The 20,866-nt window shown below is 72.4% G+C and carries 19 protein-coding genes and 2 pseudogenes; 3 read left to right on the forward strand and 18 right to left on the reverse strand.

The genetic code is table 11. From position 1 onward, the window contains the following. Nucleotides 1-171: 171 nt before the first annotated feature. Complete coding sequence (locus tag AB0N31_RS18135; RefSeq protein WP_030052720.1) at nt 172-375, reverse strand: cold-shock protein; 204 nt, start codon at nt 373-375, stop codon at nt 172-174. A gap of 243 nt (nt 376-618) precedes the next feature. Then, a complete protein-coding gene (locus AB0N31_RS18140) occupies nt 619-957 on the reverse strand; it encodes a MerR family transcriptional regulator (RefSeq protein WP_366059371.1) in 339 nt (112 codons plus the stop codon). Between the two features lie 908 nt (nt 958-1,865). Here AB0N31_RS18140 and AB0N31_RS18145 point away from each other — a divergent pair. Then, nucleotides 1,866-2,054, forward strand: a pseudogene (locus AB0N31_RS18145) (ATP-binding protein); the annotation flags it as partial. Nucleotides 2,055-2,293: 239 nt separating this feature from the next. On the opposite strand, the gene AB0N31_RS18150 reads toward AB0N31_RS18145, so the two are convergent. The 12 genes from AB0N31_RS18150 to AB0N31_RS18205 form a co-directional block, all read right to left on the reverse strand. Next, nucleotides 2,294-2,608, reverse strand: coding sequence for an SCO5918 family protein (locus AB0N31_RS18150; RefSeq protein WP_366059372.1), 315 nt, complete (start codon nt 2,606-2,608; stop codon nt 2,294-2,296). 49 nt (nt 2,609-2,657) lie between these two features. Then, nucleotides 2,658-3,056 carry a CBS domain-containing protein gene (locus tag AB0N31_RS18155; protein WP_366059373.1) on the reverse strand — a complete coding sequence of 133 codons (399 nt, stop codon included), beginning with the start codon at nt 3,054-3,056 and terminating at the stop codon, nt 2,658-2,660. A 45-nt stretch (nt 3,057-3,101) separates the two neighbouring features. Next, nucleotides 3,102-4,595: a DEAD/DEAH box helicase gene (locus AB0N31_RS18160; RefSeq protein WP_366059374.1), complete on the reverse strand. Its 1,494-nt coding sequence runs from the start codon at nt 4,593-4,595 to the stop codon at nt 3,102-3,104. A gap of 343 nt (nt 4,596-4,938) precedes the next feature. After that, nucleotides 4,939-5,142 carry a cold-shock protein gene (locus tag AB0N31_RS18165; protein ID WP_023586116.1) on the reverse strand — a complete coding sequence of 68 codons (204 nt, stop codon included), beginning with the start codon at nt 5,140-5,142 and terminating at the stop codon, nt 4,939-4,941. Nucleotides 5,143-5,984: 842 nt separating this feature from the next. Next, a complete protein-coding gene (locus AB0N31_RS18170) occupies nt 5,985-7,958 on the reverse strand; it encodes an SWIM zinc finger family protein (protein WP_366059375.1) in 1,974 nt (657 codons plus the stop codon). Continuing rightward, nucleotides 7,958-10,795 (reverse strand): DEAD/DEAH box helicase, encoded by a 2,838-nt coding sequence (locus tag AB0N31_RS18175; RefSeq protein WP_366059376.1) that lies wholly within the window; start codon nt 10,793-10,795, stop codon nt 7,958-7,960. The genes AB0N31_RS18170 and AB0N31_RS18175 overlap by 1 nt, the downstream gene beginning before the upstream one ends. Nucleotides 10,796-10,900: 105 nt before the next feature. Continuing rightward, on the reverse strand, nt 10,901-11,494 hold the full coding sequence (locus tag AB0N31_RS18180; protein WP_366059377.1) for a sugar kinase: 594 nt from the start codon (nt 11,492-11,494) through the stop codon (nt 10,901-10,903). Then, on the reverse strand, nt 11,491-12,642 hold the full coding sequence (locus AB0N31_RS18185) for an ROK family glucokinase (RefSeq protein WP_366059378.1): 1,152 nt from the start codon (nt 12,640-12,642) through the stop codon (nt 11,491-11,493). Before AB0N31_RS18185 ends, AB0N31_RS18180 begins: the two co-directional genes overlap by 4 nt. 124 nt (nt 12,643-12,766) lie before the next feature. Then, nucleotides 12,767-13,582, reverse strand: a complete 816-nt coding sequence (locus AB0N31_RS18190; protein ID WP_366059379.1) for an ATP-binding cassette domain-containing protein — start codon at nt 13,580-13,582, stop codon at nt 12,767-12,769. Beyond that, entirely contained in the window at nt 13,579-14,610 is a 1,032-nt protein-coding gene (locus AB0N31_RS18195) for an ABC transporter permease (protein ID WP_366059380.1), read from the reverse strand. Before AB0N31_RS18195 ends, AB0N31_RS18190 begins: the two co-directional genes overlap by 4 nt. Further along, the gene (locus AB0N31_RS18200) at nt 14,607-15,611 is read right to left on the reverse strand and encodes a sugar ABC transporter substrate-binding protein (RefSeq protein ID WP_366059381.1); all 1,005 of its coding nucleotides are present in this window, start codon (nt 15,609-15,611) and stop codon (nt 14,607-14,609) included. Before AB0N31_RS18200 ends, AB0N31_RS18195 begins: the two co-directional genes overlap by 4 nt. A 172-nt stretch (nt 15,612-15,783) precedes the next feature. After that, the gene (locus tag AB0N31_RS18205) at nt 15,784-16,521 is read right to left on the reverse strand and encodes a GntR family transcriptional regulator (protein WP_366059478.1); all 738 of its coding nucleotides are present in this window, start codon (nt 16,519-16,521) and stop codon (nt 15,784-15,786) included. A 130-nt stretch (nt 16,522-16,651) separates the two neighbouring features. Here AB0N31_RS18205 and AB0N31_RS18210 point away from each other — a divergent pair, with 130 nt between their 5' ends. Further along, the gene (locus AB0N31_RS18210; RefSeq protein WP_366059382.1) at nt 16,652-17,665 is read left to right on the forward strand and encodes a Gfo/Idh/MocA family oxidoreductase; all 1,014 of its coding nucleotides are present in this window, start codon (nt 16,652-16,654) and stop codon (nt 17,663-17,665) included. Nucleotides 17,666-17,845: 180 nt separating this feature from the next. Here AB0N31_RS18210 and AB0N31_RS18215 read toward each other — a convergent pair whose 3' ends face one another. The 3 genes and pseudogenes from AB0N31_RS18215 to AB0N31_RS18225 all read right to left on the reverse strand — a co-directional run. After that, the gene (locus tag AB0N31_RS18215; RefSeq protein WP_366059383.1) at nt 17,846-18,304 is read right to left on the reverse strand and encodes a PaaI family thioesterase; all 459 of its coding nucleotides are present in this window, start codon (nt 18,302-18,304) and stop codon (nt 17,846-17,848) included. Between the two features lie 76 nt (nt 18,305-18,380). Further along, complete coding sequence (locus AB0N31_RS18220; protein ID WP_366059384.1) at nt 18,381-19,568, reverse strand: cytochrome P450; 1,188 nt, start codon at nt 19,566-19,568, stop codon at nt 18,381-18,383. A gap of 74 nt (nt 19,569-19,642) precedes the next feature. After that, a pseudogene (locus tag AB0N31_RS18225) lies at nt 19,643-19,804 on the reverse strand (LuxR C-terminal-related transcriptional regulator); the annotation flags it as partial. A 322-nt stretch (nt 19,805-20,126) separates the two neighbouring features. On the opposite strand from AB0N31_RS18225, the gene AB0N31_RS18230 reads away from it, so the two are divergent. Continuing rightward, on the forward strand, nt 20,127-20,327 hold the full coding sequence (locus tag AB0N31_RS18230) for a hypothetical protein (protein ID WP_366059385.1): 201 nt from the start codon (nt 20,127-20,129) through the stop codon (nt 20,325-20,327). 51 nt (nt 20,328-20,378) lie between these two features. Here AB0N31_RS18230 and AB0N31_RS18235 read toward each other — a convergent pair whose 3' ends face one another. Next, a complete protein-coding gene (locus tag AB0N31_RS18235) occupies nt 20,379-20,774 on the reverse strand; it encodes a ribonuclease domain-containing protein (protein ID WP_366059386.1) in 396 nt (131 codons plus the stop codon). Nucleotides 20,775-20,866: the final 92 nt, after the last annotated feature.

A 20,866-nucleotide genomic window follows, 5' to 3' on the forward strand; every position in this document is an offset into this window, starting at 1 on the left:
GCGGACACGGGCGGCGGGGTCGGCAGCGGCATCGGACCGACGCGGTGAACCGCGCGATCTGCCCGGTCTGCGCGATCTGCGCGGTCTAGGGCGTGCCGGCGGGCGGCAGAGCCCGCACGGGCGGCGCTCACCGGACGCAGTGTGCGCGATCCCCCGGGCCGGTCTGCGAGGTCAGGCCAGGTTGATGTTCTCGGCCTGCGGACCCTTCTGGCCCTGGGTGACGTCGAACGTCACGGCCTGGCCCTCCTGGAGCTCACGAAACCCCGTGGAGTTGATCGCGGAGTAGTGCGCGAAGACATCCGGGCCGCCACCGTCCTGGGCGATGAAACCGAAGCCCTTCTCCGCGTTGAACCACTTCACAGTTCCCGTTGCCATGTCTGGTGCCTTCCAGTCGATGAACGCCTTCCACTCCATGTGGAAGGCGGAGGTGATCGCCCTGGTCCCTGCGGCACAGCACAGCAAAACGCCCACACCGAAGGCGTGGGCAAGAGGGAATTCCGAACCACGACAGCTGACGCAGACGCTACACGCCCACACGCCGCGTCACCAGAGGAAACGATCACACCGCACGGCAGATCGTGCGTGCGGTGCCCGCCGACGCGGACGGGCACGCTCATCTCATGCTGCTGCGGTCGGGTTCGCCGACTCGGTGGCGCGGCGGTATTCGGCGTTGACGCGCTGGGCTTCCTTGAGCTGGTCTTCGAGGATGATGATGCGGCAGGCGGCCTCGATGGGGGTGCCGTGGTCGACGAGTTCCCGGGCTCGGGCGGCGATGCGCAGCTGGTAGCGGGAGTAGCGGCGGTGGCCGCCTGCGGAGCGGAGCGGGGTGATGAGGCGGGCTTCGCCGATGGCACGGAGGAAGCTCTGCGTGGTGCCGAGCATCTCGGCGGCCCGACCCATGGTGTAGGCGGGGTAGTCGTCGTCATCGAGACGGCCGAACGAGTCGTCTGCAGTCATTGCACCTCTCTGTGGAACACATGGAGGGGCCCTGGTGCCGCACCGGCACCAGGGCCCCGAAGGAACTGCTACACCATCTGCCGGCCCTGATACTGCACCGGCTTTCTGTTTCCGCAGACCCGACCGAGATGCTGTCGGGGGCGCGGGGATCGCGGTTGCTTGACCGGAGACCACCTCACTATCGATGTCCTGCGGTACCCGGGTCCAAGACTTCCACCCGGGCGATCCTGATGGCGCGGGGTTCCTCCGTTCTTCCCTCTTGATCAACTACTCACTAACGGGAACTGCGAACTGCTGGTGGCCTCGAACAGCGCCACTCTTCGGCAGCCAGCCCCGTCGCCCGTCCTGCGTCTGCTCTGGCTTGGAACCCCACTGCCGAACCTCCCGGTGCGCGCGCCCGCAGCCGACGCCTTCACCGAGGTACTGCTAACCGACTTCACTGCTGGGTACTGCGAATCTTCACTTACTGGTACTGCCACTGCGGTACTGCTCATGGCGGCCCCTGATCACTGCGGGCCACCCGGTCCGGTCGTCAGTCCCGTCGCCGTCCTGCAACCGCTCTGGCTTCGGAACTCCACCACCGCACCGCCCTGCGAACTGCAACTGCGTACTACTGCCCGGCAGTTCATCTCTGCCGGGCCTCTCTCGATCTCGGCTACGACGGAAACCTTAACCACACCGTCGACCAATGTCTACTCCAGCGAGTATAGATTTCCGCGCGCCGGAAGATGAGGTACTCCGCCTCGACCAGTCTGCCTCGACAGGTCCCCATGGATGGTTCAAGCAGCTGCGAGGCTCTGTCCGGCGCTCACGGTGACCCACCACCGCGTGGCATGTCGGGCTGGGCGTGACGGCGCCGCCTGCGCCGCGGCCACCGTCGGCGGCACCGGCCAACACCGCGTCCACCGACTGCGCACCCCGACACCATCGAGGTCGCCGTTCACGATCCCAGCCGGCATGTGCCGCGCATGCGCACCCCTGGCCCGAACGGCGGCACCGAGGGCTCCGGCCGGCCCATGGTCACCGGCCTCGTCCACGCCACTGCGGTCACCCGCCGGGCCTCCGGCGGCAAGACCGTGAGCGCCTGCCTTGCCCGGTGGCGTCACCGCTCGAGCAGCCGGATGGCCGGCGGACACAGTCCGCCCCATGTCGAAGCCTGACGAGTTGCTCGTTGGCGTCGCCGCCCTGGTGGGGTCCGCGTAGAGCAATCGGATGTCCCTGACCGTGGTCACCGGTGGCGCTGTCGTCACCGGCTGCCCGGCTCCCGAAGTGGTATGGGCCCGACCGGCGTACCGGTCGGGCCCATACCGCTGGTCAGATGTCGGCTCGTGCCTGTCTACCCGGTCAGACCGTCACGGCGGGTGCCGAGCATCGCGGAGGCGTGCTGCGAGCCGAGGATGCCCAGAGGCGCGGCCTTGGGGAGGGCGCGGCAGGTGAAGCCGAGCTGGGCCATGGCCCGGAGGACTTCGGCGGCGCTGAAGTCACGGCGGTCCTGGCGCGTGATGACCTGGCCGACCTGCTTGACGGGATAGTGACGACGGCCGATGATCACGGATTCGCCGGTGACCGGTTCGGGCTTGATGCCCTTCAGCGATTCCAGCACACCGCCTTTGGTGAGCTCGAAGGGGAAGCGGGCGATGACGCAGCGCATGTGGCCTCACAGGGAGAAGGGGGGAACGGTCCGACCAGGGTGAGGCGTTTCAGAGGGCGAGGACGCCCAGAGCGCTGCCTTGCTCGTCGACCACCGGCAGGGCACCGAGGTGACGGGTGTACATCGCGTGCTCGGCTTCGGCCATCGTGGTCACGGGTGAGGCGAACGAGCCGTGGTCGCCGAGGATGTCGCGCAGGCGGACGCGATCCGTGTAGTCGGAGCTGTCGCGGACGGCGGCGAGTTCGGTCCGGGTGACCAGGCCGGTGCACTGGCCGTCCTGGTCGCAGACGACGAGCCGGCCCGTGCGTGCGGCGGCCATGACGGCCAGCGCCACCTCGACGCTCATGTCGTCACAGACCTGCGGTCCGGCCGCGTCCATGACCTCAGCCACCGTCCTGTGCACGGGGTTGACGTCCTCCGGGCGGGGCTGCGTCTGAACCAGCGTCAAAGGTGCCTCCTGCAGAGATGGGCCAGATTCCTGATCATGAAAGGCCTAGGCCACCGCGCCGACGACAGACTGGCGCGCAGGCGCGCGCCGGGTCGCCGAGGCGGGGCGGCGTCGGCCTCGGGAGGTGGCGCTGCGCTTGGGGCGTTCGACCACCGGTGCGGTGATGACGACCGGGATGCCGGAAGGGGCCTGGGCTCCGGTGATCCGGTTCAGGGCCTCGTCGCCCGAGCGGATCTGGGTGGTCTGCGGCCGGATCCCGGCGTCCGACATCAGGCGGACCATGCCTCGGCGCTGGTTCGGCGTGACCAGGGTGACGACGCTGCCGGACTCGCCGGCGCGGGCGGTACGGCCGCCGCGGTGGAGGTAGTCCTTGTGGTCGGTCGGCGGGTCGACGTTGACGACGAGGTCGAGGTTGTCGACGTGGATGCCGCGCGCCGCCACGTTGGTCGCCACCAGCACGGTGACGTGCCCCGTCTTGAACTGCGCCAACGTGCGGGTGCGCTGCGGCTGCGACTTGCCGCCGTGCAGCGCGGCGGCCCGGACACCGCTGTTGAGCAGGTCCTGGGTCAGCCGGTCGACGGCGTGCTTGGTGTCCAGGAACATGATCACGCGGCCGTCGCGGGCGGCGATCTCGGTCGTGGTGGCGTGCTTGTCGGCGCCGTGGACGTGCAGGACGTGGTGCTCCATCGTCGTGACCGCACCGGCCGACGGGTCGACGGAATGCACGACGGGGTCGGTCAGATAGCGGCGCACCAGCAGGTCGACGTTGCGGTCCAAGGTGGCGGAGAACAGCATCCGCTGCCCGTCGGGACGCACCTGGTCGAGCAGCGCGGTGACCTGCGGCATGAACCCCATGTCGGCCATCTGGTCGGCCTCGTCCAGCACCGTGATGCCCACCTGGTTCAGCCGGCAGTCGCCGCGGTCGATGAGGTCCTTGAGCCGGCCCGGGGTCGCGACGACGACCTCGGCGCCGCCGCGCAGAGCGCCGGCCTGCCTGCCGATGGACATCCCGCCCACCACCGTGGCCAGCCGCAGCTTGACGGAGCGGGCGTACGGAGTGAGCGCGTCGGTCACCTGCTGCGCCAGCTCACGCGTCGGTACGAGGATCAACCCCAGCGGCTGGCGGGACTCGGCACGCTGTCCAGCGGTGCGGGCGAGCAGGGCGAGGCCGAAGGCGAGGGTCTTGCCGGAACCGGTGCGCCCGCGGCCCAGGACGTCGCGGCCCGCCAAGGAGTTCGGCAGCGTCGCTCCCTGGATCGGGAACGGTGCGGTCACACCCTGCTTGCCGAGTTCGGTCAGCAGTTGTTCAGGCATGGCGAGATCGGCGAAGCCCTCAACGGCGGGCAGCGCGGGGGTGATCGTTTCGGGGAGCGCGAACTCGCCCTGCACCGCGGCGGGCCGGCGACCGTAACCGCCGGAGCGCGCCGGCCCGCCCGAACGGCGCGGTGCCTGCGAGCCGAAGCGGCTGCCACCCCTTCCGGCGTCGGCACTGCCATTACGGGCGCGAGCGGGGCGGTCGTTCGTGTACGTGTGGTTCATGCGGAACCTTCCTCGATGTGGCACATATCAAGGAATTCCCGCACCGATGAGCAGCATGGAGAATTACAAGTATGGACCGGCGGCAAAAGAAAGCAGATCCGGCCGGCAGAAATCTCCGGGAGCGCAAATGCTGAAATTAGTCACACGATGGGGACTTGAGATCCGAGCGTCGGCTGCGGTGCAGCTCTCCAGGATGCGCCTGCATCCTGGAGGAGCAGCTGCTCGTGGCTGGACTGCGGATCCCTCCGCGTCGTCCCGCGGGTGAAACCGCCGCGGGAGATGCGTGCAGCTGGGGCCCGCACCCCGAAGGATGCGGGCCCCAGCTACAGATGGTGCGTGAGCGTCAGGCCGGAACGATGTTCTCGGCCGTCGGGCCCTTCTGGCCCTGCGCGATGTCGAAGGTGACCTTCTGACCTTCGAGCAGCTCACGGAAGCCCTGCGCGGCAATGTTCGAGTAGTGGGCGAACACGTCCGCGCCGCCACCGTCCTGCTCGATGAAGCCGAAGCCCTTTTCCGCGTTGAACCACTTCACGGTACCAGCAGCCATGTCATATCTCCTTTGGGGCAGTGCATCGGAATCCGCACCGTGCGGACACCGTGTCGCCGCGATGATCACCCCGCCCGGAAAATGACCGGATTCACAAAAGTGCTCCCGACCGGCAGAAACCTGGTCGGGGGCACTTGAAGTTTTGGGAACCACAACTGCAACCGAGAACGACAGTAGCACGCCGGAACGGCCTGCGCACGTTACATAATTCCACTCCGCCCATTGCAGCGAAAAACTCTTCCTGCATGATCCGTCAAATTCTCACCTCACGGGAACAGATATTGCTTCACTGGGGTGGGACGTTTCGGAAAGAGCGGTGTCGTCAGCCGCACCCGGGCCGTCCCATGGGCAGATATGGCCGCATGCTCCCTCACGACCAGCTCGCCGAGCCCCTGCAGGGAGCAAGCCTTTCCGAGAGGATTCGCCAGGTCATCCCGGCGGGGGCTTTGCCGTATCACCGGCGCTCTCACGCACGTCTCACGAACAGGGTCGACACTCCCGGACCACAAGACCTTGACCTGCGCGTATACGCCTCGCATGGACTACCTGGACCGCACAGGACGCGATCTGCAACCTGTGCCAGGAGGCGCCCAGGGCGGGACCCAGGATCAGCACGGGCGCGTCTTCCGGCAGGATCCCGATCAGAGTGCGCGACCGCGCACTGTTTGCGGCGCACGCCGCGACTCACGCGCCCCGCGCACCGGACGGATGGCGTCAGCGGCAGGAGGGTCCCGCCGGGGTGGGTCCGGCTCGTCGAGCACGCGGCCGAGGCGCGGCAGACGGTCCACGGGGCTCGTCATCACCGGACACGTCGTCGAAGGGCGCCGACCGGAGCGGGTGGTTCACAGGTCGTCGGCCCAGGTGGCCAGGCCGGTCAGGGCGCCCACCGGGTCGGTGTCGGGGGTGCCGCGTGGCCACCAGTCGTCCTGGCCGGGCTCCGATTCGTACGGGTACCACAGACCGTCGCGGCCGAGGCGGAGTTGGACGTGGCCGCGGGGGTGGGTGAGGTGGTTGCGCCAGGGGCGGAAGGCGGGGAGGTCGGCGGCGCGGAGAAGCGGGCGGGCCCGGTCGAAACGGCCGGCGGGCGGGTCCCAGAGGTCCTCCAGGACGGCGAGTCCGTCCGGGCCGCCCTGCCGCCAGGCGGCGACCGCGCGGGCCAGCTCGCCCGGGGTACGGCCGGCGGCGGAGGCCAGGGAGGCGTAGAGGGCGCGGCTGGTGGCGGTCAGGCCGGAGCCGGGACGCGCCGCGGCGAGCCGTACGGCGTCCTGCCAGAGGGTCAGCCCGCCGATCTCGTCGTGACCGGTGGTCAGCAGCGCGTGGGCGCGCAGGGCGGCGTCGGTGGCGAGCTGGTCGAGGGCGAAGGAGTCGGGGCCGTTCGGCACGGCGGGGTAGGCGGGCGGCTGTTCGGGGTGCGGCGGCGGGGGCAGGGGGGCCGGCAACGGCGGGAGTCGGCGTGCGGCGAGGGCGTCGGTGGCGCGGATGCCCGGCACGGGTTCCGGTTCCTGCTCCCGGGCGGCGCGGGCCGCCCGCGCGGCGTTGCGGCGGGACAGCGTGTCGAGCAGTTCGCGTTCGCCCCGGCCGCGCAGCAGGAGCAGGACGAACGGGTCGGCGTCGAGGAGCCGCGCGGTCTGGTAGCAGAGGGCGGCGACGTGCTTGCAGGGGTGTCCGCGGTCGGGGCAGCTGCACTGGGGGGCGAGGTCGCCCGGGCCGGGCAGCAGCGGTACGCCGCAGTCGGCGAGGGACTCGGGCATCTCCTTGTCGAGCAGCGCGGCGATGTGCCCCGGCCGCTCGACCGCGGCGTCCAGGAACCGCTCCCAGTCCTCGTCGCCGAGAGTGCGCAGACGCACCTGGACGCGGTAGGGACGGGCCCGGCTGCCCCGCACGTACGCCAGGACCAGGCCGGGCGTGACGGTGATGGCGTCCACGTGGCCCCGCTCGGCGTACCCCCGACCACGCGCCAGCCGCTCGGCGTCGAGAGCGCCCTCCTCGAGCGCGGTGATCCAGGCGTCGCCCCACCAGGTCTCGGCGAATCCGCCGCCCGCCTCGGCCGGCCGGGGAGGGAAGGCGGGGAAGGTGCGGCGGTGATCGCCGTCGCGGGCGGGGGCGGCCATGGAGGGGAGGGCGGGATCAGGACGGGGGGCGGCTTCGGAACGGGCGGCGGGGGCGTCCGGGGAAGGGACGGCGGGATCGGGGGTCCGGGAGGGCGGACCGGCCGGCCCGGGGACTTCGGCCGCCGCCGCGGGGCCGGTTTCCGGCGGCATCCGGAAGGCGTCCTCGGCGAAGGTCCGTACGTCCCGCGCGCGGGCCACGGCGGCACGGTCGCCGGGACGGCCCGCGCTCGCGGACGCGCCGGGGCGGGCAGCCCGGAGCGCACTCGCGCCGTCTCCCGGTTCGCCGGTTTCCGGCGGCGTCCGTCGTGCCTGTGCGCGGGCCGCGCGCAGGGCCTCCCGGGCCGCGTCGCCGGGCCGCGCGCCGGACCTGCCCCGCGGCCCGTGGGGGGCCGGGGGTACGTCCGCTGCCGGGGGGACGTCGGTCCGCGGGGCCTCCTCACGGGGCCGGGGCGCGTCGGCCGCGCGCCGCAGAGCCGCGCGGGCGGCGTCCCCCGGGCGGGGCGGAGTGCCTTCGGGCCGCCGCGCGCCGGACTCCGCGGGCGCGGTCTCCTGCCGCGGCTGGTCCGGACGCGCCTCGGCGGGTTCCGTGGGTGCGGATGCCGGTGCCGCGTCGTCCGCGCGCTCCCGTGCCGCCCGCAGGGCCCTGCGGACCGCCTCGGCCGGACCGGTCTCCCCGGCCGGACCGCTTGTGCCCGCCTCCGCCATCACGCCTCCCTCCGCAGCCTGACCAGGTCGGACAGTTCACGGTCCGTCAGCTCGGTGAGGGCGGACTCGCCGGAGCCGAGGATCGCGTCGGCCAGGGCGCGTTTGGCCTGGAGCATCTCCGCGATGCGGTCCTCGACGGTGCCCTCGGTGATGAGGCGGTGGACCTGGACCGGCTGGGTCTGGCCGATGCGGTAGGCGCGGTCGGTGGCCTGTTCCTCCACGGCCGGGTTCCACCAGCGGTCGAAGTGGACGACGTGGCCCGCGCGGGTGAGGTTCAGGCCGGTGCCGGCCGCCTTCAGCGACAGGACCAGGACGGGGGTCGCACCGCCCTGGAAACGGTCCACCATGCGCTCGCGCTCGGGCACCGGCGTACCGCCGTGCAGGAGGTCCACCGGGACGGCGCGGCCGGCCAGGTGGGCGGTGATCAGCCGGGCCATGCCGACGTACTGGGTGAAGACCAGGGCCGAGCCGTCCTCGGCCAGCAGGGTGTCCAGCAACTCGTCGAGCAGGGCGAGTTTGCCGGACCGGGCGGCGAGGGCGTCGCCGGTGGCGGGGGCCTGCTCCTTGAGGTAGAGCGCCGGGTGGTCGCAGATCTGCTTGAGCGCGCCGAGCAGCTTGAGGACCAGGCCCCGGCGGGCGATGCCGTTCGCCGTCTCGATGACGTGCAACGACTCGCGCACCACCGCCTCGTACAGCGCGGCCTGTTCGCGGGTGAGCGGGACGGGGTGGTCGGTCTCGGTCTTGGGCGGCAGCTCGGGGACGATGCCGGGGTCGGACTTCTTGCGCCGCAGCAGGAACGGACGGACCAGGCGGGCGAGCCGCTCGACGGCCTCCTCGTCCTCGCCGTTCTCCACCGCGCGCGCGTGGCGGGCCCGGAAGGCCTTCAGGGGGCCGAGCAGGCCCGGCGTCGTCCAGTCCAGGAGGGCCCACAGCTCGGAGAGGTTGTTCTCGACGGGAGTCCCGGTGAGGGCCACGCGTGCGGGGGCGGGGATGGTGCGCAGTGCCTTCGCGGTGGCCGAGAAGGGGTTCTTGACGTGCTGCGCCTCGTCGGCGACGACCAGGCCCCACGGCTGCCGGGCCAGGGTGACGGCGGCCGAGCGCATGGTGCCGTAGGTGGTGAGGACGAAGCCGCCGGTGAGGTCGTCCAGGGTGCGGTCGGAGCCGTGGAAGCGGCGGACGGGGACGCCGGGGGCGAACCGCGTGATCTCCCGCTGCCAGTTGCCGAGGAGGGAGGCGGGGCAGATCACGAGGGTGGGTTCGGGGCGGGCCCGGCGCAGGTGGAGGGCGATGAGGGTGACCGTCTTGCCGAGGCCCATGTCGTCGGCGAGGCAGCCGCCGAGGCCGAGGGAGGTCATGAGGTCGAGCCAGGCCAGGCCGCGCAGTTGGTAGTCGCGGAGGGTGGCGTCGAGGCCGGGGGGCGGCTCGGCGGGCCGGAGGCCGGCGGTGAGGCGGTCGCGCAGGGTGGCGAGCGCGCCGACGGGGACCGCCTCCACGGTCTCGCCGTCGACCTCGGCGGTGCCGCTGAGGGCGACGGCGAGGGCGTCCACCGGGTCCAGCAGGCCCAGTTCGCGTTTGCGGGCCTTGCGGACGAGGGCGGGGTCGACGAGGACCCACCGGTCGCGCAGCCGGACGACGGGGCGGTGGGCCTCGGCGAGGGTGTCCATCTCGGCCTCGCTGAGGGGGTCGCCGCCGAGGGCGAGCTGCCAGCGGAACCGGAGCAGGTCCTCGCTCTCGAAGAAGCCGGTGCCGTCGGTCGCGGAGCCCGGCGCGGGCCGGACCACCGCGGCCGCGCTGAGGTCCTGGGCGAGGTCGCGCGGCCAGTGCACGGCGACCCCGGCCGCCGCGAGGCGGGTCGCGGCCACGCCGAGGAGGTCGCCCAGCTCGTCCTCGGACAGGGCCAGCACGTCGAGGGTGCGCGCGTCCTGGTCGGCGAGGCGGGCGAGGGGCGCCCAGACCCGGGCGGCGCGTCGCAGGGCCAGGGCGGCGTCCACGCGGGCGCGTGGCCCGAAGGCGGCGTCGGCCCGGCCCGACCACAGGTCCGCCGCGTCGGTCACCAGGGTCGGGTCGGCGAGGCTGTGCACCTGGACGACGGCGGCTCCGGCGCGCCGGGCTCCTTCGCCGTCGTCGAACAGGTCGTACGCCGACAGGTCGAGGCGCAGGGAGATCCGCACGCCCGCGTCCATGCCGGCGGCGACCTCGGCCGCCCAGTCCTGGGCGTCGGGCAGCCGCTGCGGCCGGCGGTCGGCGAAGGGCCTCCCGGACGCGTGGGGCGCGGCGGGGGTGCGGGGCAGGGTGTCGGCGACGGCGTCCAGGAAGGAGCGCATCAGGGACTCCGGCTGCGGCAGCCGGAGGGGGCCGGGGCCGGGCAGCGGGACGGCGTGGCCCTCGTACGGCAGGGCGGCGGCGACGGCGCGCAGGTGGGCGACGTCCTCCGGTTCGAGCGGGCCGGCCCGCCAGGCGTCGTGGCCGGTCGGGGTGAGGCCCGGCAGGAGCCGGCCGCGGGCGGTGAGCCGCAGCGCGTGCAGGGCGGCGGCGCCCCAGCAGGCGGTCGCGGGGTGGGCGGCGGGGTCGTGCCGGGCGCGCACCAGGAGTGGGAGGGCCGCCTCGACGGGCAGGGAGAGGGCGGGGGCCTGTCGGCGGCGGACCGAGGTCCCGTGCCGGCGGACGACGGTCAGTTCGGTGCGTTCGGCGTGCGCCGGCCCGGACAGCGGGCCGTCGTCCGGGTCCCAGAAGGCGACCCGGCCCTCGCGCGGGAGGGGCGCGGGCAGGAAGACGGCGGCGAGGCGCGCGCCGACGAGTTGCGCCGGGTGTCCGGCGACCCCGGTCGTGTCGCTCATGCGCAGTGTCCACCTCCCGCCCGCATGTCGGATCAGTCGTCTCCGACTCTACGGGCGGGGTCTGACAATCGGTCCGAGGGAAGAACCCCGGGGAGGGGAGGGACCCTAGGGAACGGTGCGCGAGACGACGTACACCATGGGGAATATCGGGTTGCCGGTGTTCACCACCACGTCCTGGGTGGGCTGGGGGTCCTTCTGCTTGCGGACGAAGCCGTAGTAGTCGCCGGGCCGGGAGCCGGGTCCGGAGAACTTCCAGCCGGTGACGTCCCGGTCGCGCTCGCTGATCGTGATGTCGTCCTTCTCCAGGTCGGACCGGCTGTAGCCGAGTTCGGCGAGGAAGGCGTCCAGGCCCGCGTGGGTGGTCTGGAACTGGACGTAGAGACGGCTGGTGCGCCAGTTGTTCGTCTCGTAGTAGGCGACCTTGTTCGACGGGTGCGGGACCGGCACCTGGTAGAGACGCTGCTGGACCTTGGACGGCCAGGCCTCGGTGAGTCCGGTCGCCGAGTACTTGGCCTCCTTGTCCTTGCCGCTGTCGCGGCTCTGGTTGGCGGAGATCACCAGGTAGCCGGCCGGGACGCCGATGAGCAGCCCGATGATGAGCAGGGTGAGCGCGCGGCGGCGGATCACGTGGCCGCGGGTCTCGGGTGTGCGGGACGGTTCGTCCGGGGACGCGGACCGGTGGGACAGGGCGGCCGTCACGCCGTGTCCCCGGTGGCGCGGCGGGCGGCCTCCGCGAACCGCTCGAAGCGTTCGTGGCGCTCGACGCGGCGCCGGTTGGCGCGCCGGAAGCGGCGGGCGACGAGGCGGGCCAGGTCGGCGGCGCCGACCATGCCGGCCTCGGGGCCGAGCTGGGCGCGGACGATCCGGGCCTCCGGACGGTAGCCGCGTCCGGTGAGCTGCCGCTTGAACGCGTCGCGCGCGGGGCCGATGAGCAGGTCGTCGGCGGCGGAGACACCGCCGCCGATCACGAAGCAGGACGGGTCGAGGGCGGCGGCCAGGTTGGCGATGCCGACGCCGAGCCACTGGCCGATGTCCTGGAGCAGTTCGATGCACATCGCGTCGCCCTGGCGGGCCAGCTCGGTGATCATCGGGCCGGTGATGTCACCGATCTGCCCCTTGACGTGCTCGATGATCCCGTACGCCACCGGGGAGTCGGCGGCGGCCAGCTCCTTGGCCTCTCTGACCAGCGCGTTCCCGGAGCTGTACTGCTCCCAGCAGCCGCGGTTGCCGCACGGGCAGCGGTGGCCGCCGGGCACCACCTGCATGTGGCCGAACTCGCCCGCGACGCCGTACTTGCCGCGCTTGACCTGGCCGTCCTCCAGGATGGCGCCGCCGATGCCGGTCCCGAGGGTGATCATGACGAGGTGGTCCTCGCCTCGGCCGGCGCCGAAGCGCCATTCCGCCCAGGCGGCGGTGTTGGCGTCGTTGTCGACGAGGACGGGCACCGCGAGGCGGCCGGCGATGCGGTCGCGCAGCGGCTCGTTGCGCCAGGACAGGTGGGGGGCGAACAGGACGCGGTTGCGGTCGGCGTCGACCCAGCCGGCGGCGCCGATGCCGACCGCGTGCACGTCGTGCCGGTCGGACAGGTCCAGGACCAGTTCCACGATCGTGTCCTCGACGACCTTGGGGCTCTTGGACTTGTCCGGGGTCTCCGTGCGGACCTTCTCCAGGATGTTGCCGTCCGCGTCGACGACGCCCGCCATCACCTTGGTGCCGCCGATGTCGATCCCGACCGTGGGCACCCGGGGTGCGGTCAGGTGGGAGCGGCGCTCGCGGGTGCCGACCGTGCGCAGCGCGGTGGCTCGGCGGGAGCCGATGGGGGCGGTGAGGTCGCGGTAGGTGCTCATCGTGGCCGATTCTGCCGCACGGGTACCTGCGGTGCCGAACGCGGGAGGCAGGGTGCGCGCGCGTTGCCGGCCGCGGGCGCGTCGCGGCCTGTCGCGCCCGCGCGGCGGCACCGCCCCGCGCCCCTCAGGGACGCCGCAGCTCGTGGCGCAGGGCGTCCAGGTCGCTGCCGCCCGCCATCTGCTCGGTCAGCTCCTCCAGGGTGATCTCGTCCCGGGTGTGGCTTCCCACCATGGTCCCCCGCCGCAGCAGCACGAACCGGTCGCCCACCAGGTGGGCGTGGTGGGGGTTGTGGGTGATCAGTACGACCCCCAGGCCCCGGTCGCGGGCGGCGGCCACGTATTTCAGGACCACGCCGGACTGCTTGACGCCCAGGGCGGCCGTCGGCTCGTCGAGGATCAGGACCTTCGCGCCGAAGTACACCGCGCGGGCGATGGCGACGCACTGGCGTTCGCCGCCGGAGAGGGTGCCGATGGGCTGGTCCACGTCGCGCAGGTCGATGCCCATGCGCAGGAGTTCGGCGTGGGTGGTGCGGCGCATGAGGTCGACGTCCATGCGCTTGAAGGGGCCGGTGCCCTTGCGGGGTTCCGAGCCGAGGAAGAAGTTGCGCCAGACCGGCATCAGCGGGACGACGGCCAGGTCCTGATGGACGGTGGCGATGCCGCGGTCCAGGGCCTCGCGCGGGGAGGACAGCCGGGTCTCCTCGCCCTCGAGGCTCAGGGTGCCGCCGTCGTGCCCGTGCAGACCGGCGATGATCTTGATGAGGGTGGACTTGCCCGCGCCGTTGTCGCCGAGGACGCAGGTGATGCGGCCGGCGTGGACCTCCAGGGAGATGCCTTCGAGGGCGCGGACGTTGCCGTAGCGCTTGCTGACGTCGGACAGTTCGACGAGCGGCGTACGGCTGTCGGTCCGCGTCTGTGTCTGTCCCTGTGTCCGGGTCACTTGGTGGCCTCCGCCCGCTTGCGGACCCAGGCGTTGAGCAGGGTCGCGAGGAGCAGCATCGCTCCGAGGAAGAACGTGAACCAGTCGGGGTTCCATTCGGCGAAGACGATGCCCTTGCTCGTCATGCCGAAGATGAGCGCGCCGACCGCCGATCCGGCCGCGCTGCCGTAGCCGCCGGTGATCAGGCAGCCGCCGATGACGGCGGCGATGATGTAGATCAGCTCGTTGCCGACGCCCTCGCCGGACTGGACGACGTCGTACGAGAACAGCAGGTGCTGGCCGGAGATCCAGGCTCCGAGGGCGACGCCCATGTACAGGCCGATCCTGGTCCTCGCGACGGGGACGCCGACCGCGCGGGCGGCGTCCTGGTTGCCGCCGACGGCGAGGATCCAGTTGCCGGCGCGGGTGCGCAGCAGGATCCAGGAGGCCACCGCGACCAGGGCGAACCACCACAGGATCGTGATCTTGATGTTGACGCCGCCGACGGTCAGGGTGGACGCGAAGACGTCGTGGGCGCCGGCGAAGCCCTCCATGTCGGCGATGGTCTTCGTCGAGACGGTGCCGTCGATCAGCTTGGTGAAGCCGAGGTTCATGCCGGTCAGCATCAGGAAGGTGCCGAGCGTGATGATGAAGCTGGGCAGCCCGGTGCGGGTGAGCAGGAAGCCGTTGAAGGCGCCGATGGCCAGGGTGACCAGCAGGGAGACCCCGACGCCGACCCAGACGTTCGCCGTCATCTGGTAGCTGAACATCGACGACACCAGCGCCGAGGACGTGACCATCACGCCGGCCGAGAGGTCGAACTCGCCGCCGATCATCAGCAGCGCGACCGGGACGGCCATGATGCCGATGGTCGAGGACGCGTACAGGACCGTGCTGAGGCTGCCCGCGCGCAGGAAGCTGTCGGCGGCGAGGGCGAAGAAGACGAACACCGCGAGCGCGCCGACGACCGAGCCCAGTTCGGGGCGGCCGAGGAGCTTGCGCAGCGGGGAGACCCGCAGCAGGCGTTCGTCCGGGGTGACCGCGCTCATCGGGTGCCCCGCCCGGTGTACGCGGCCAGCTCGTCCGCCTGGTCCTTCGTGATGATCTGCGGTCCGGTCAGGACGGGCCCGCCGCCGCCGAGGACGTCGCCGTTGTACTTGTACAGCCACAGCAGGTCGACGGCCTGGTAGCCCTGGAGGTACGGCTGCTGGTCGACGGCGAAGCCGAGGGTGTCGTCCGCCAGGCCCGCGGCCACCTTGGCGTTGAGGTCGAAGGTGTCGATCTCGGCCTTGCTGCCGGCCCCCTGCCGGGCCTTGACCGCGGTGTCGGCGAACGGCGCGCCGAGGGTGACGACGGCGTCGGTCGACGGGTCGGCCTGGAGCCTGGCCTCGATGGCCGACTGCACGTCGGGCATGTTGGTGCCGGTGACGTAGAGGTCGGTCACCGTGCCGGTGAAGGTCTTGGCGACGCCGTCGCAGCGCTGCTCGTGCCCGACGTTGCCCTGCTCGTGCAGGACGCAGATCGCCTTCTTCCTGCCGCGCCGGTTCAGCTCCTCGCCGACGGCCTCGCCGGCGATCGTCTCGTCCTGGCCGACGTGGGTGAGCGCGCCGAACGCCTTCGACTCCGCCGAGCCGGAGTTCACCGTGATCACGGGGATGCCGGCCTTGCGGGCGCGGGCGAGGGCGGCCTTCATCGCGTCGGGCTTGGCGAGGGTGACGATGATGCCGTCGACCTTCTTGTCGACCGCCGCGTCGACGAGCTGCGCCTGCTGCTGGGCCTCGTCGTCGTGGGAGTACAGGAAGTTGATGTTGTCCTTGACGGCGGCCTGCTCAGCGCCGCTCTGGACGATGTCCCAGAAGGTGTCGCCGTCGCCCGAGTGTGTGATCATCGCGAAGGTCCAGCGGGGGGTGTCGACCGCCGCCCGGCCCTGCGCGGCCGCGGCCTTCCGGGCGTCCTCGGCACGCTTTCCCCCGGTACTGCTGCACCCCGCGAGGGAGACGCAGAGCACCCCCGCCAACGCGATCCCTGTCCAGGTCCCAAACCGTGCCACGAGGCCGTGCCCTTCTTGCCGTGTGCTGCCGTACGCGCGCCTCCGGCGTTCTCTCACCGGACGCAAACGCCCCAGTATCGAACACGGGGATCACGCGGCGCGCGGCCGGGGACCGCGAGCCGGTCGCATTGTCCGGACATTGCGACGCGGGCGGCCCTCGGGAGGGTGTGCGCTACGGCCGCACCAGCAGCTGGAACTCGAAGGAGTAGCGGGCGGGGCGGTAGATGTGGTCGCCGAACTCGACCGCGCGGCCCGTGTCGTCGAAGGTGGTGCGCCGCATGGTGAGCAGCGGGGCGCCCTCCGGCTCGGCGAGGCGCTCGGCCTCGGCGGCGGTGGCGGCGCGGGCGCCGATGGACTGACGGGCGCTGTGCAGGGTGATCCCGGCCGCCCGCATCATCCGGTACAGGCCCGTGGTCTCCAGCTGGGCGGTGTCCAGGTCCAGCAGGCCGGAGGGGATGTGGTTGGACAGGTACGCCATCGGCTCCCCGTGGGCGAGCCGCAGCCGTTCCACGCGGTGCACCTCGCTGCCCTCGGCCACCGCGAGCGCGGCGGCGACCTCGGCGGACGCGGGGACGACGGTGTTGACCAGGACCGTCGTCGCGGGGCGCTGGCCGGCCGCCTCCAGGTCGTCGTAGAGGCTGCTCAGTTCCAGGGGCCGCTTGACCTGGCTGTGCACGACCTGGGTGCCGACGCCCCGGCGGCGGACCAGCAGGCCCTTGTCGACGAGGGACTGGATGGCCTGGCGGACGGTCGGGCGGGACAGGCCGAGCCGGGCGGCGAGCTCGATCTCGTTGCCCAGCAGGCTGCCCGGGGTGAGCGCTCCGTGCTCGATCGCCGCCTCCAGCTGCTGGGACAGCTGGAAGTACAACGGCACCGGAGAGCTTCGGTCCACACGGAGTTCGAGCTGCACGGTCGGGTCCACCTCTGGTTTCGGCACGGGCTCGAGCGTAGCTCCGTGGCCGGTTGACGGGAAGTCGTGTAGTCAGATTGTCCGGACAAACGCATTGACAGGTCGCGGCCTCCGACGTCACCTTGATTCCATGCGCATCGGGGTCATCGGGACGGGCCGCATCGGCACCATTCATGCGAACACACTCAGCCGTCACCGCGAGGTCGGATCCCTCATCCTGACGGACACGGAACCCGCGCGGGCGGCGGAGCTGGCGCTGCGGCTGGGCGAGACGGCCGCGCCGGGGGTCGAGGAGATCTTCCGGTGGGGCGTGGACGCGGTGGTGATCACCACGACGACCTCGGCCCACGCCGAACTGATCGGCCGGGCGGCGCGCTCCGGGCTGCCGGTGTTCTGCGAGAAGCCGATAGCCCTGGACCTGGTCGGCACCCTGGCGGCGATCGCCGAGGTGGAGGCCGCCGGAACGATCCTCCAGATGGGGTTCCAGCGCCGCTTCGACGCCGGGTACACGGGCGCCCGCGAGGCGGTCCGCTCGGGCCGGCTCGGACGGCTGCACACGGTGCGCGCGGTGACCTCCGACCAGTCACCGCCGCCCGCCGCGTGGCTGCCGCTCTCCGGCGGCCTGTTCCGGGACGCGCTGATCAACGACTTCGACGTCCTGCGCTGGGTGACCGGGCGCGAGGTGACCGACGTGTACGCGGCCGGATCGGACGCCGGGCCCGCGATGTTCCGCGCCGCGGGAGACGTCGACACCGCGGCCGCGGTCCTCACCCTCGACGACGGCACCCTCGCCACGGCCACGGCGACGCGGCTGAACGGCGCGGGGTACGACGTCCGCATGGAGCTGGCCGGGGAACTCGACCAGGTCGTGGTGGGACTCGACGACCGCACGCCGATCGCCTCCACCGAGCCGACCGGGCCGCCGGCGGCCGACAAGCCGTGGACCGGCTTCCTGGAGCGCTTCGGTCCCGCGTACGAGGCGGAGCTGATCGCCTTCGTCGACGTCGTACGGGGCGGGCGGGCCAACCCCTGCGACGGCCGCGAGGCCCTCCAGGCCCTGCGGATCGCCGAGGCCTGCGAGGTGTCCCGGCGCGAGCGGCGGGCCGTGTCGCTGGCGGAGATCCCGGGGGCGCCGGGGGCGTAGCGGGCGGTGCTCGCGGTGCGCGCCGTGCCCCGGCGGTGCGGACGTGCGGGCGGTACCCGCGGCACGTGCGGTGCCGCGGTGCGGGCGATGCGTCCGCGGTGCCTGCGGTGTGCGCGGTGCCGCGACGCGGTGCGGTGCGGGGAGCACGCGGTGCGGGCGCCGTCCACGGCGGGCCGCACCTCACCGCACCGCCGGACCGGCCTCCTGCTCGCCCGGCACCGCCAGTACGGTGCCCTGCGCCACCGCGCACAGCCGTTCGGTGCCGTCCTCGGCGACGGTGTGCAGGTCACAGCGGACGACCGCCTGGCGGCGGCCCGCCTGGACCACCTCGGCGCGGGCGCGCAGCGTACGGCCGGTGGCGGGGCGGACGTACTGGATGGAGAAGCCGCCGGTGAGCACGGCCGGTCCCAGTGCCGCTCCGCCCGCGAAGGTGAGCGCGTTATCCGCGGCGTAGGAGAGGACTCCGCCGTGCACGAAGCCGTTCTGCTGGTGGAGTTCCTCCCTGAGGTCGATCTCCAGGGTGGCGCCGCCCTCGCCGAAGGCGGTGAGGCGCGCGCCGATCAGCCGGCTGAAGGGCTGGCTGTCCAGCGCGGCGCGGGCGGCCGCCAGGTCGAAGTGGCCGGCCGGTGACGTCGTCATGGCTCTCCCTGGCTGGGCGGATCACTGACCCGGGGACGCCGCCGGGACGGGGCGACCGTCGCGGGTCCGCCCCGTTCTACCAGCGCACGGGCAGGCTCCGCACCCCCCGCATCAGCATGCCCGGCAGCCACTCGCCGGGCGGGCCGTCCAGGGCGAGTCCGGGGGCGCGGTCGAGGAGGGAGCGCAGCGCCGTGCGGGCCTCGAGACGGGCCAGGGGGGCGCCCAGGCAGTAGTGGAGGCCGTGGCCGAAGGCGAGGTGGCCGCGGGTGTCGCGGCGTATGTCGAAGCGGTCGGGGGCGGGATAGCGGGCGCCGTCGCGGTCCGCGGCGGTGAGGCCGACCATCACGCCCTCGCCCCGGTCGACGGGGGTGCCGGCGATCTCCAGCGGCTCGGCGGCGAAGCGGAAGGTGGCGTTCTCCACCGGGCCCTCGTACCGCAGGGTCTCCTCGACGGCACCGTCGAGGAGGGTCATGTCGGCGCGCAGGGCGGCGAGTTGGCCGGGGTGGGTGAGGAGGGCCTGGACGGCGTTGGTGATGAGGTTGACCGTGGTCTCGTGGCCGGCGATGAGGAGGACGAAGGCCATGCCGCGCAGTTCACCGGGCGAGAGGCGGTCGCCGTCCTCCGCGGTGGTGCGGATGAGGTCGCTGAGCAGGTCGCCGCCCGGCCCGGCGGCGCGTTTGTCCTCGATCAGCTCGGTGAGGTACTCGGCGAGCCGGACGAAGGCGTCGTACTCGCCGTCGCCGCTGGTGGGGGCGACGGCCTCGGTGGACAGCTTGCGGAACTCCGTGCGGTCGATCTCGGGGATGCCGAGCAGTTCGCAGATGACGGTGATCGGCAGCGGGTAGGCGAAGGATTCCACGAGGTCGGCACGGCCGTGCGGGAGCATCGCGTCGAGCAGGTCGTCGGTGATCTGCTGGATCCTCGGGCGCAGTTCCTCCACCCGCCGCACGGTGAAGGCGCGGGAGACCAGCGCACGCAGGCGGGTGTGCTGGGGCGGGTCGGCGGTGAGGAGGTACTTGCCGATCAGTTCCTCGTCGAGGAAGGTCACGCCGATGCGGCTGCCGTCCTTGGCCAGCCTGGGGTCGGCGAGCGCGGCACGCGCCTCCTCGTGGCCCACGACGAGCCACGTCTCGTGGCGGGCGTCGGGTCCGGGCAGCCGGACTCGGTGGATCGGGCCGTGCTCCCTGAGGCGCGCGTACACCGGATGCGGGTCGCGGCGGAACTCCTCTCCGAACTCCCCCAGGTCGATCACGTCTTCACCCATCGCGTTCCCCTCCCGTCACCGGTCCAACGGCCGGGGCGGCCCCCGAGTGCCCGCCCCGGCCGACGGGTCCGCCGTCAGTCGCCGCCCTCCAGCAGTCCCGCGTCGTACGCCGGCAGGGCGATCTGCACCCGGTTGTCGAGGTCGAGCTTGGCCAGGACGCGGGAGACGTGGGTCTTGACGGTGGCGACGCTCATGAACAGTGCAGCAGCCATCGCCGCGTCGGGAAGGCCGCTGCCGCCGTTGCCGGCGTCGGCCGGTCGTCACCCCTCATGGTCGGCAAAACCCCTCATGGTCGGCAAATCCACGCAGCGCGGAGCCGCGCCACCCCGTCCCGGCCGGGATCGGCGACCTGCGCCGGAGGGACAGCGACGAAAGGAGCGGCACCGCCGGCCGAGGGTGTACTCGGCCGCAGCCGGAGGGTGCGCGCGGCAGCCCGCCAAGGGGGGACCCGGTCGCCGACCGCGGATGTACCGCCCTCCGCCGACGCGAGCCTTCCGGCGCCGGCGTCTCGCCCCGCGGCCGATGTGTGTGGGGGACCGCGGGGCGAGGGTCTGGGGCATGGGACAACTACTGGAGGCAGCCGGCTTCCTCGCCCTCGTGCAGGGCGTCGCCGGCCTGGTGCACGAGTTCACCGACCTGCACTGGGGACTCGTGCAGCGGCTCGGCGTCCTCGACGGCCACGAGGTCTACGCGAGCGTCGCGCTCCTGGTGCTCGCGTTCGCCCTGTTCGCCGCCTCGGAGAGCCGGAAACCCGGCTGAACGCGGACCGGGCTCCCGGCCGGTGGCGCCGTTCTCCGCGGGCCGGCGGGGTCAGCAGTCGTGGTCGACCAGGTCGAAGCTCGCGTAGTGGTCGGCGGTGTAGTAGTCCTCTTCGTACTGCTGACCGGTCACGATGCGCCGCGCGCCGCGCGTGGAGGAGCCCGGCGTCTTGACCGTGTACTCGTGGTAGTAGCCCGAGGACTTCGAGGGCAGGACGCCTTCCCGGTTCTGGAAGACGGATCCGTCCTGCGCGTACGGGAACGGGCCGCCCTGGTCGATCAGCCGCAGCGTGGTGTACGCCTGCGAAGGCAGGTCGCTGTAGCAGATGCTGCCGACCGCGGTCGCCGCGGCGTTCGCCGGTCCGGCGGAGACGGTTCCGCCGACGAGGAGTGCGGACAGGAGGGCGGCGGCGCCGCCGGCGCGAGTGATTCGTGGGGGGAATCTCATGCCCTCATGATGACGCGCGTAGACGATGGCATGTCAATGACAACTTGGAAGATTTTTCCGTCAAGTGCGATGAGTTTTCCGGCAGTTAACCT

Source organism: Streptomyces sp. NPDC051051, from assembly GCF_040682975.1.
GTDB lineage: Bacteria > Actinomycetota > Actinomycetes > Streptomycetales > Streptomycetaceae > Streptomyces.

What these genes read in the sequence shown, in the direction of transcription:
- AB0N31_RS18135 (WP_030052720.1), bottom strand. Translation starts at nt 375, where the DNA reads ATGGCAACGGGAACTGTGAAGTGGTTCAACGCGGAGAAGGGCTTCGGT.
- AB0N31_RS18140 (WP_366059371.1), bottom strand. Translation starts at nt 957, where the DNA reads ATGACTGCAGACGACTCGTTCGGCCGTCTCGATGACGACGACTACCCC.
- AB0N31_RS18150 (WP_366059372.1), bottom strand. Translation starts at nt 2,608, where the DNA reads ATGCGCTGCGTCATCGCCCGCTTCCCCTTCGAGCTCACCAAAGGCGGT.
- AB0N31_RS18160 (WP_366059374.1), bottom strand. Translation starts at nt 4,595, where the DNA reads ATGAACCACACGTACACGAACGACCGCCCCGCTCGCGCCCGTAATGGC.
- AB0N31_RS18165 (WP_023586116.1), bottom strand. Translation starts at nt 5,142, where the DNA reads ATGGCTGCTGGTACCGTGAAGTGGTTCAACGCGGAAAAGGGCTTCGGC.
- AB0N31_RS18170 (WP_366059375.1), bottom strand. Translation starts at nt 7,958, where the DNA reads ATGGCGGAGGCGGGCACAAGCGGTCCGGCCGGGGAGACCGGTCCGGCC.
- AB0N31_RS18175 (WP_366059376.1), bottom strand. Translation starts at nt 10,795, where the DNA reads ATGAGCGACACGACCGGGGTCGCCGGACACCCGGCGCAACTCGTCGGC.
- AB0N31_RS18185 (WP_366059378.1), bottom strand. Translation starts at nt 12,642, where the DNA reads ATGAGCACCTACCGCGACCTCACCGCCCCCATCGGCTCCCGCCGAGCC.
- AB0N31_RS18195 (WP_366059380.1), bottom strand. Translation starts at nt 14,610, where the DNA reads ATGAGCGCGGTCACCCCGGACGAACGCCTGCTGCGGGTCTCCCCGCTG.
- AB0N31_RS18210 (WP_366059382.1), top strand. Translation starts at nt 16,652, where the DNA reads ATGCGCATCGGGGTCATCGGGACGGGCCGCATCGGCACCATTCATGCG.
- AB0N31_RS18215 (WP_366059383.1), bottom strand. Translation starts at nt 18,304, where the DNA reads ATGACGACGTCACCGGCCGGCCACTTCGACCTGGCGGCCGCCCGCGCC.
- AB0N31_RS18220 (WP_366059384.1), bottom strand. Translation starts at nt 19,568, where the DNA reads ATGGGTGAAGACGTGATCGACCTGGGGGAGTTCGGAGAGGAGTTCCGC.
- AB0N31_RS18230 (WP_366059385.1), top strand. Translation starts at nt 20,127, where the DNA reads ATGGGACAACTACTGGAGGCAGCCGGCTTCCTCGCCCTCGTGCAGGGC.
- AB0N31_RS18235 (WP_366059386.1), bottom strand. Translation starts at nt 20,774, where the DNA reads ATGAGATTCCCCCCACGAATCACTCGCGCCGGCGGCGCCGCCGCCCTC.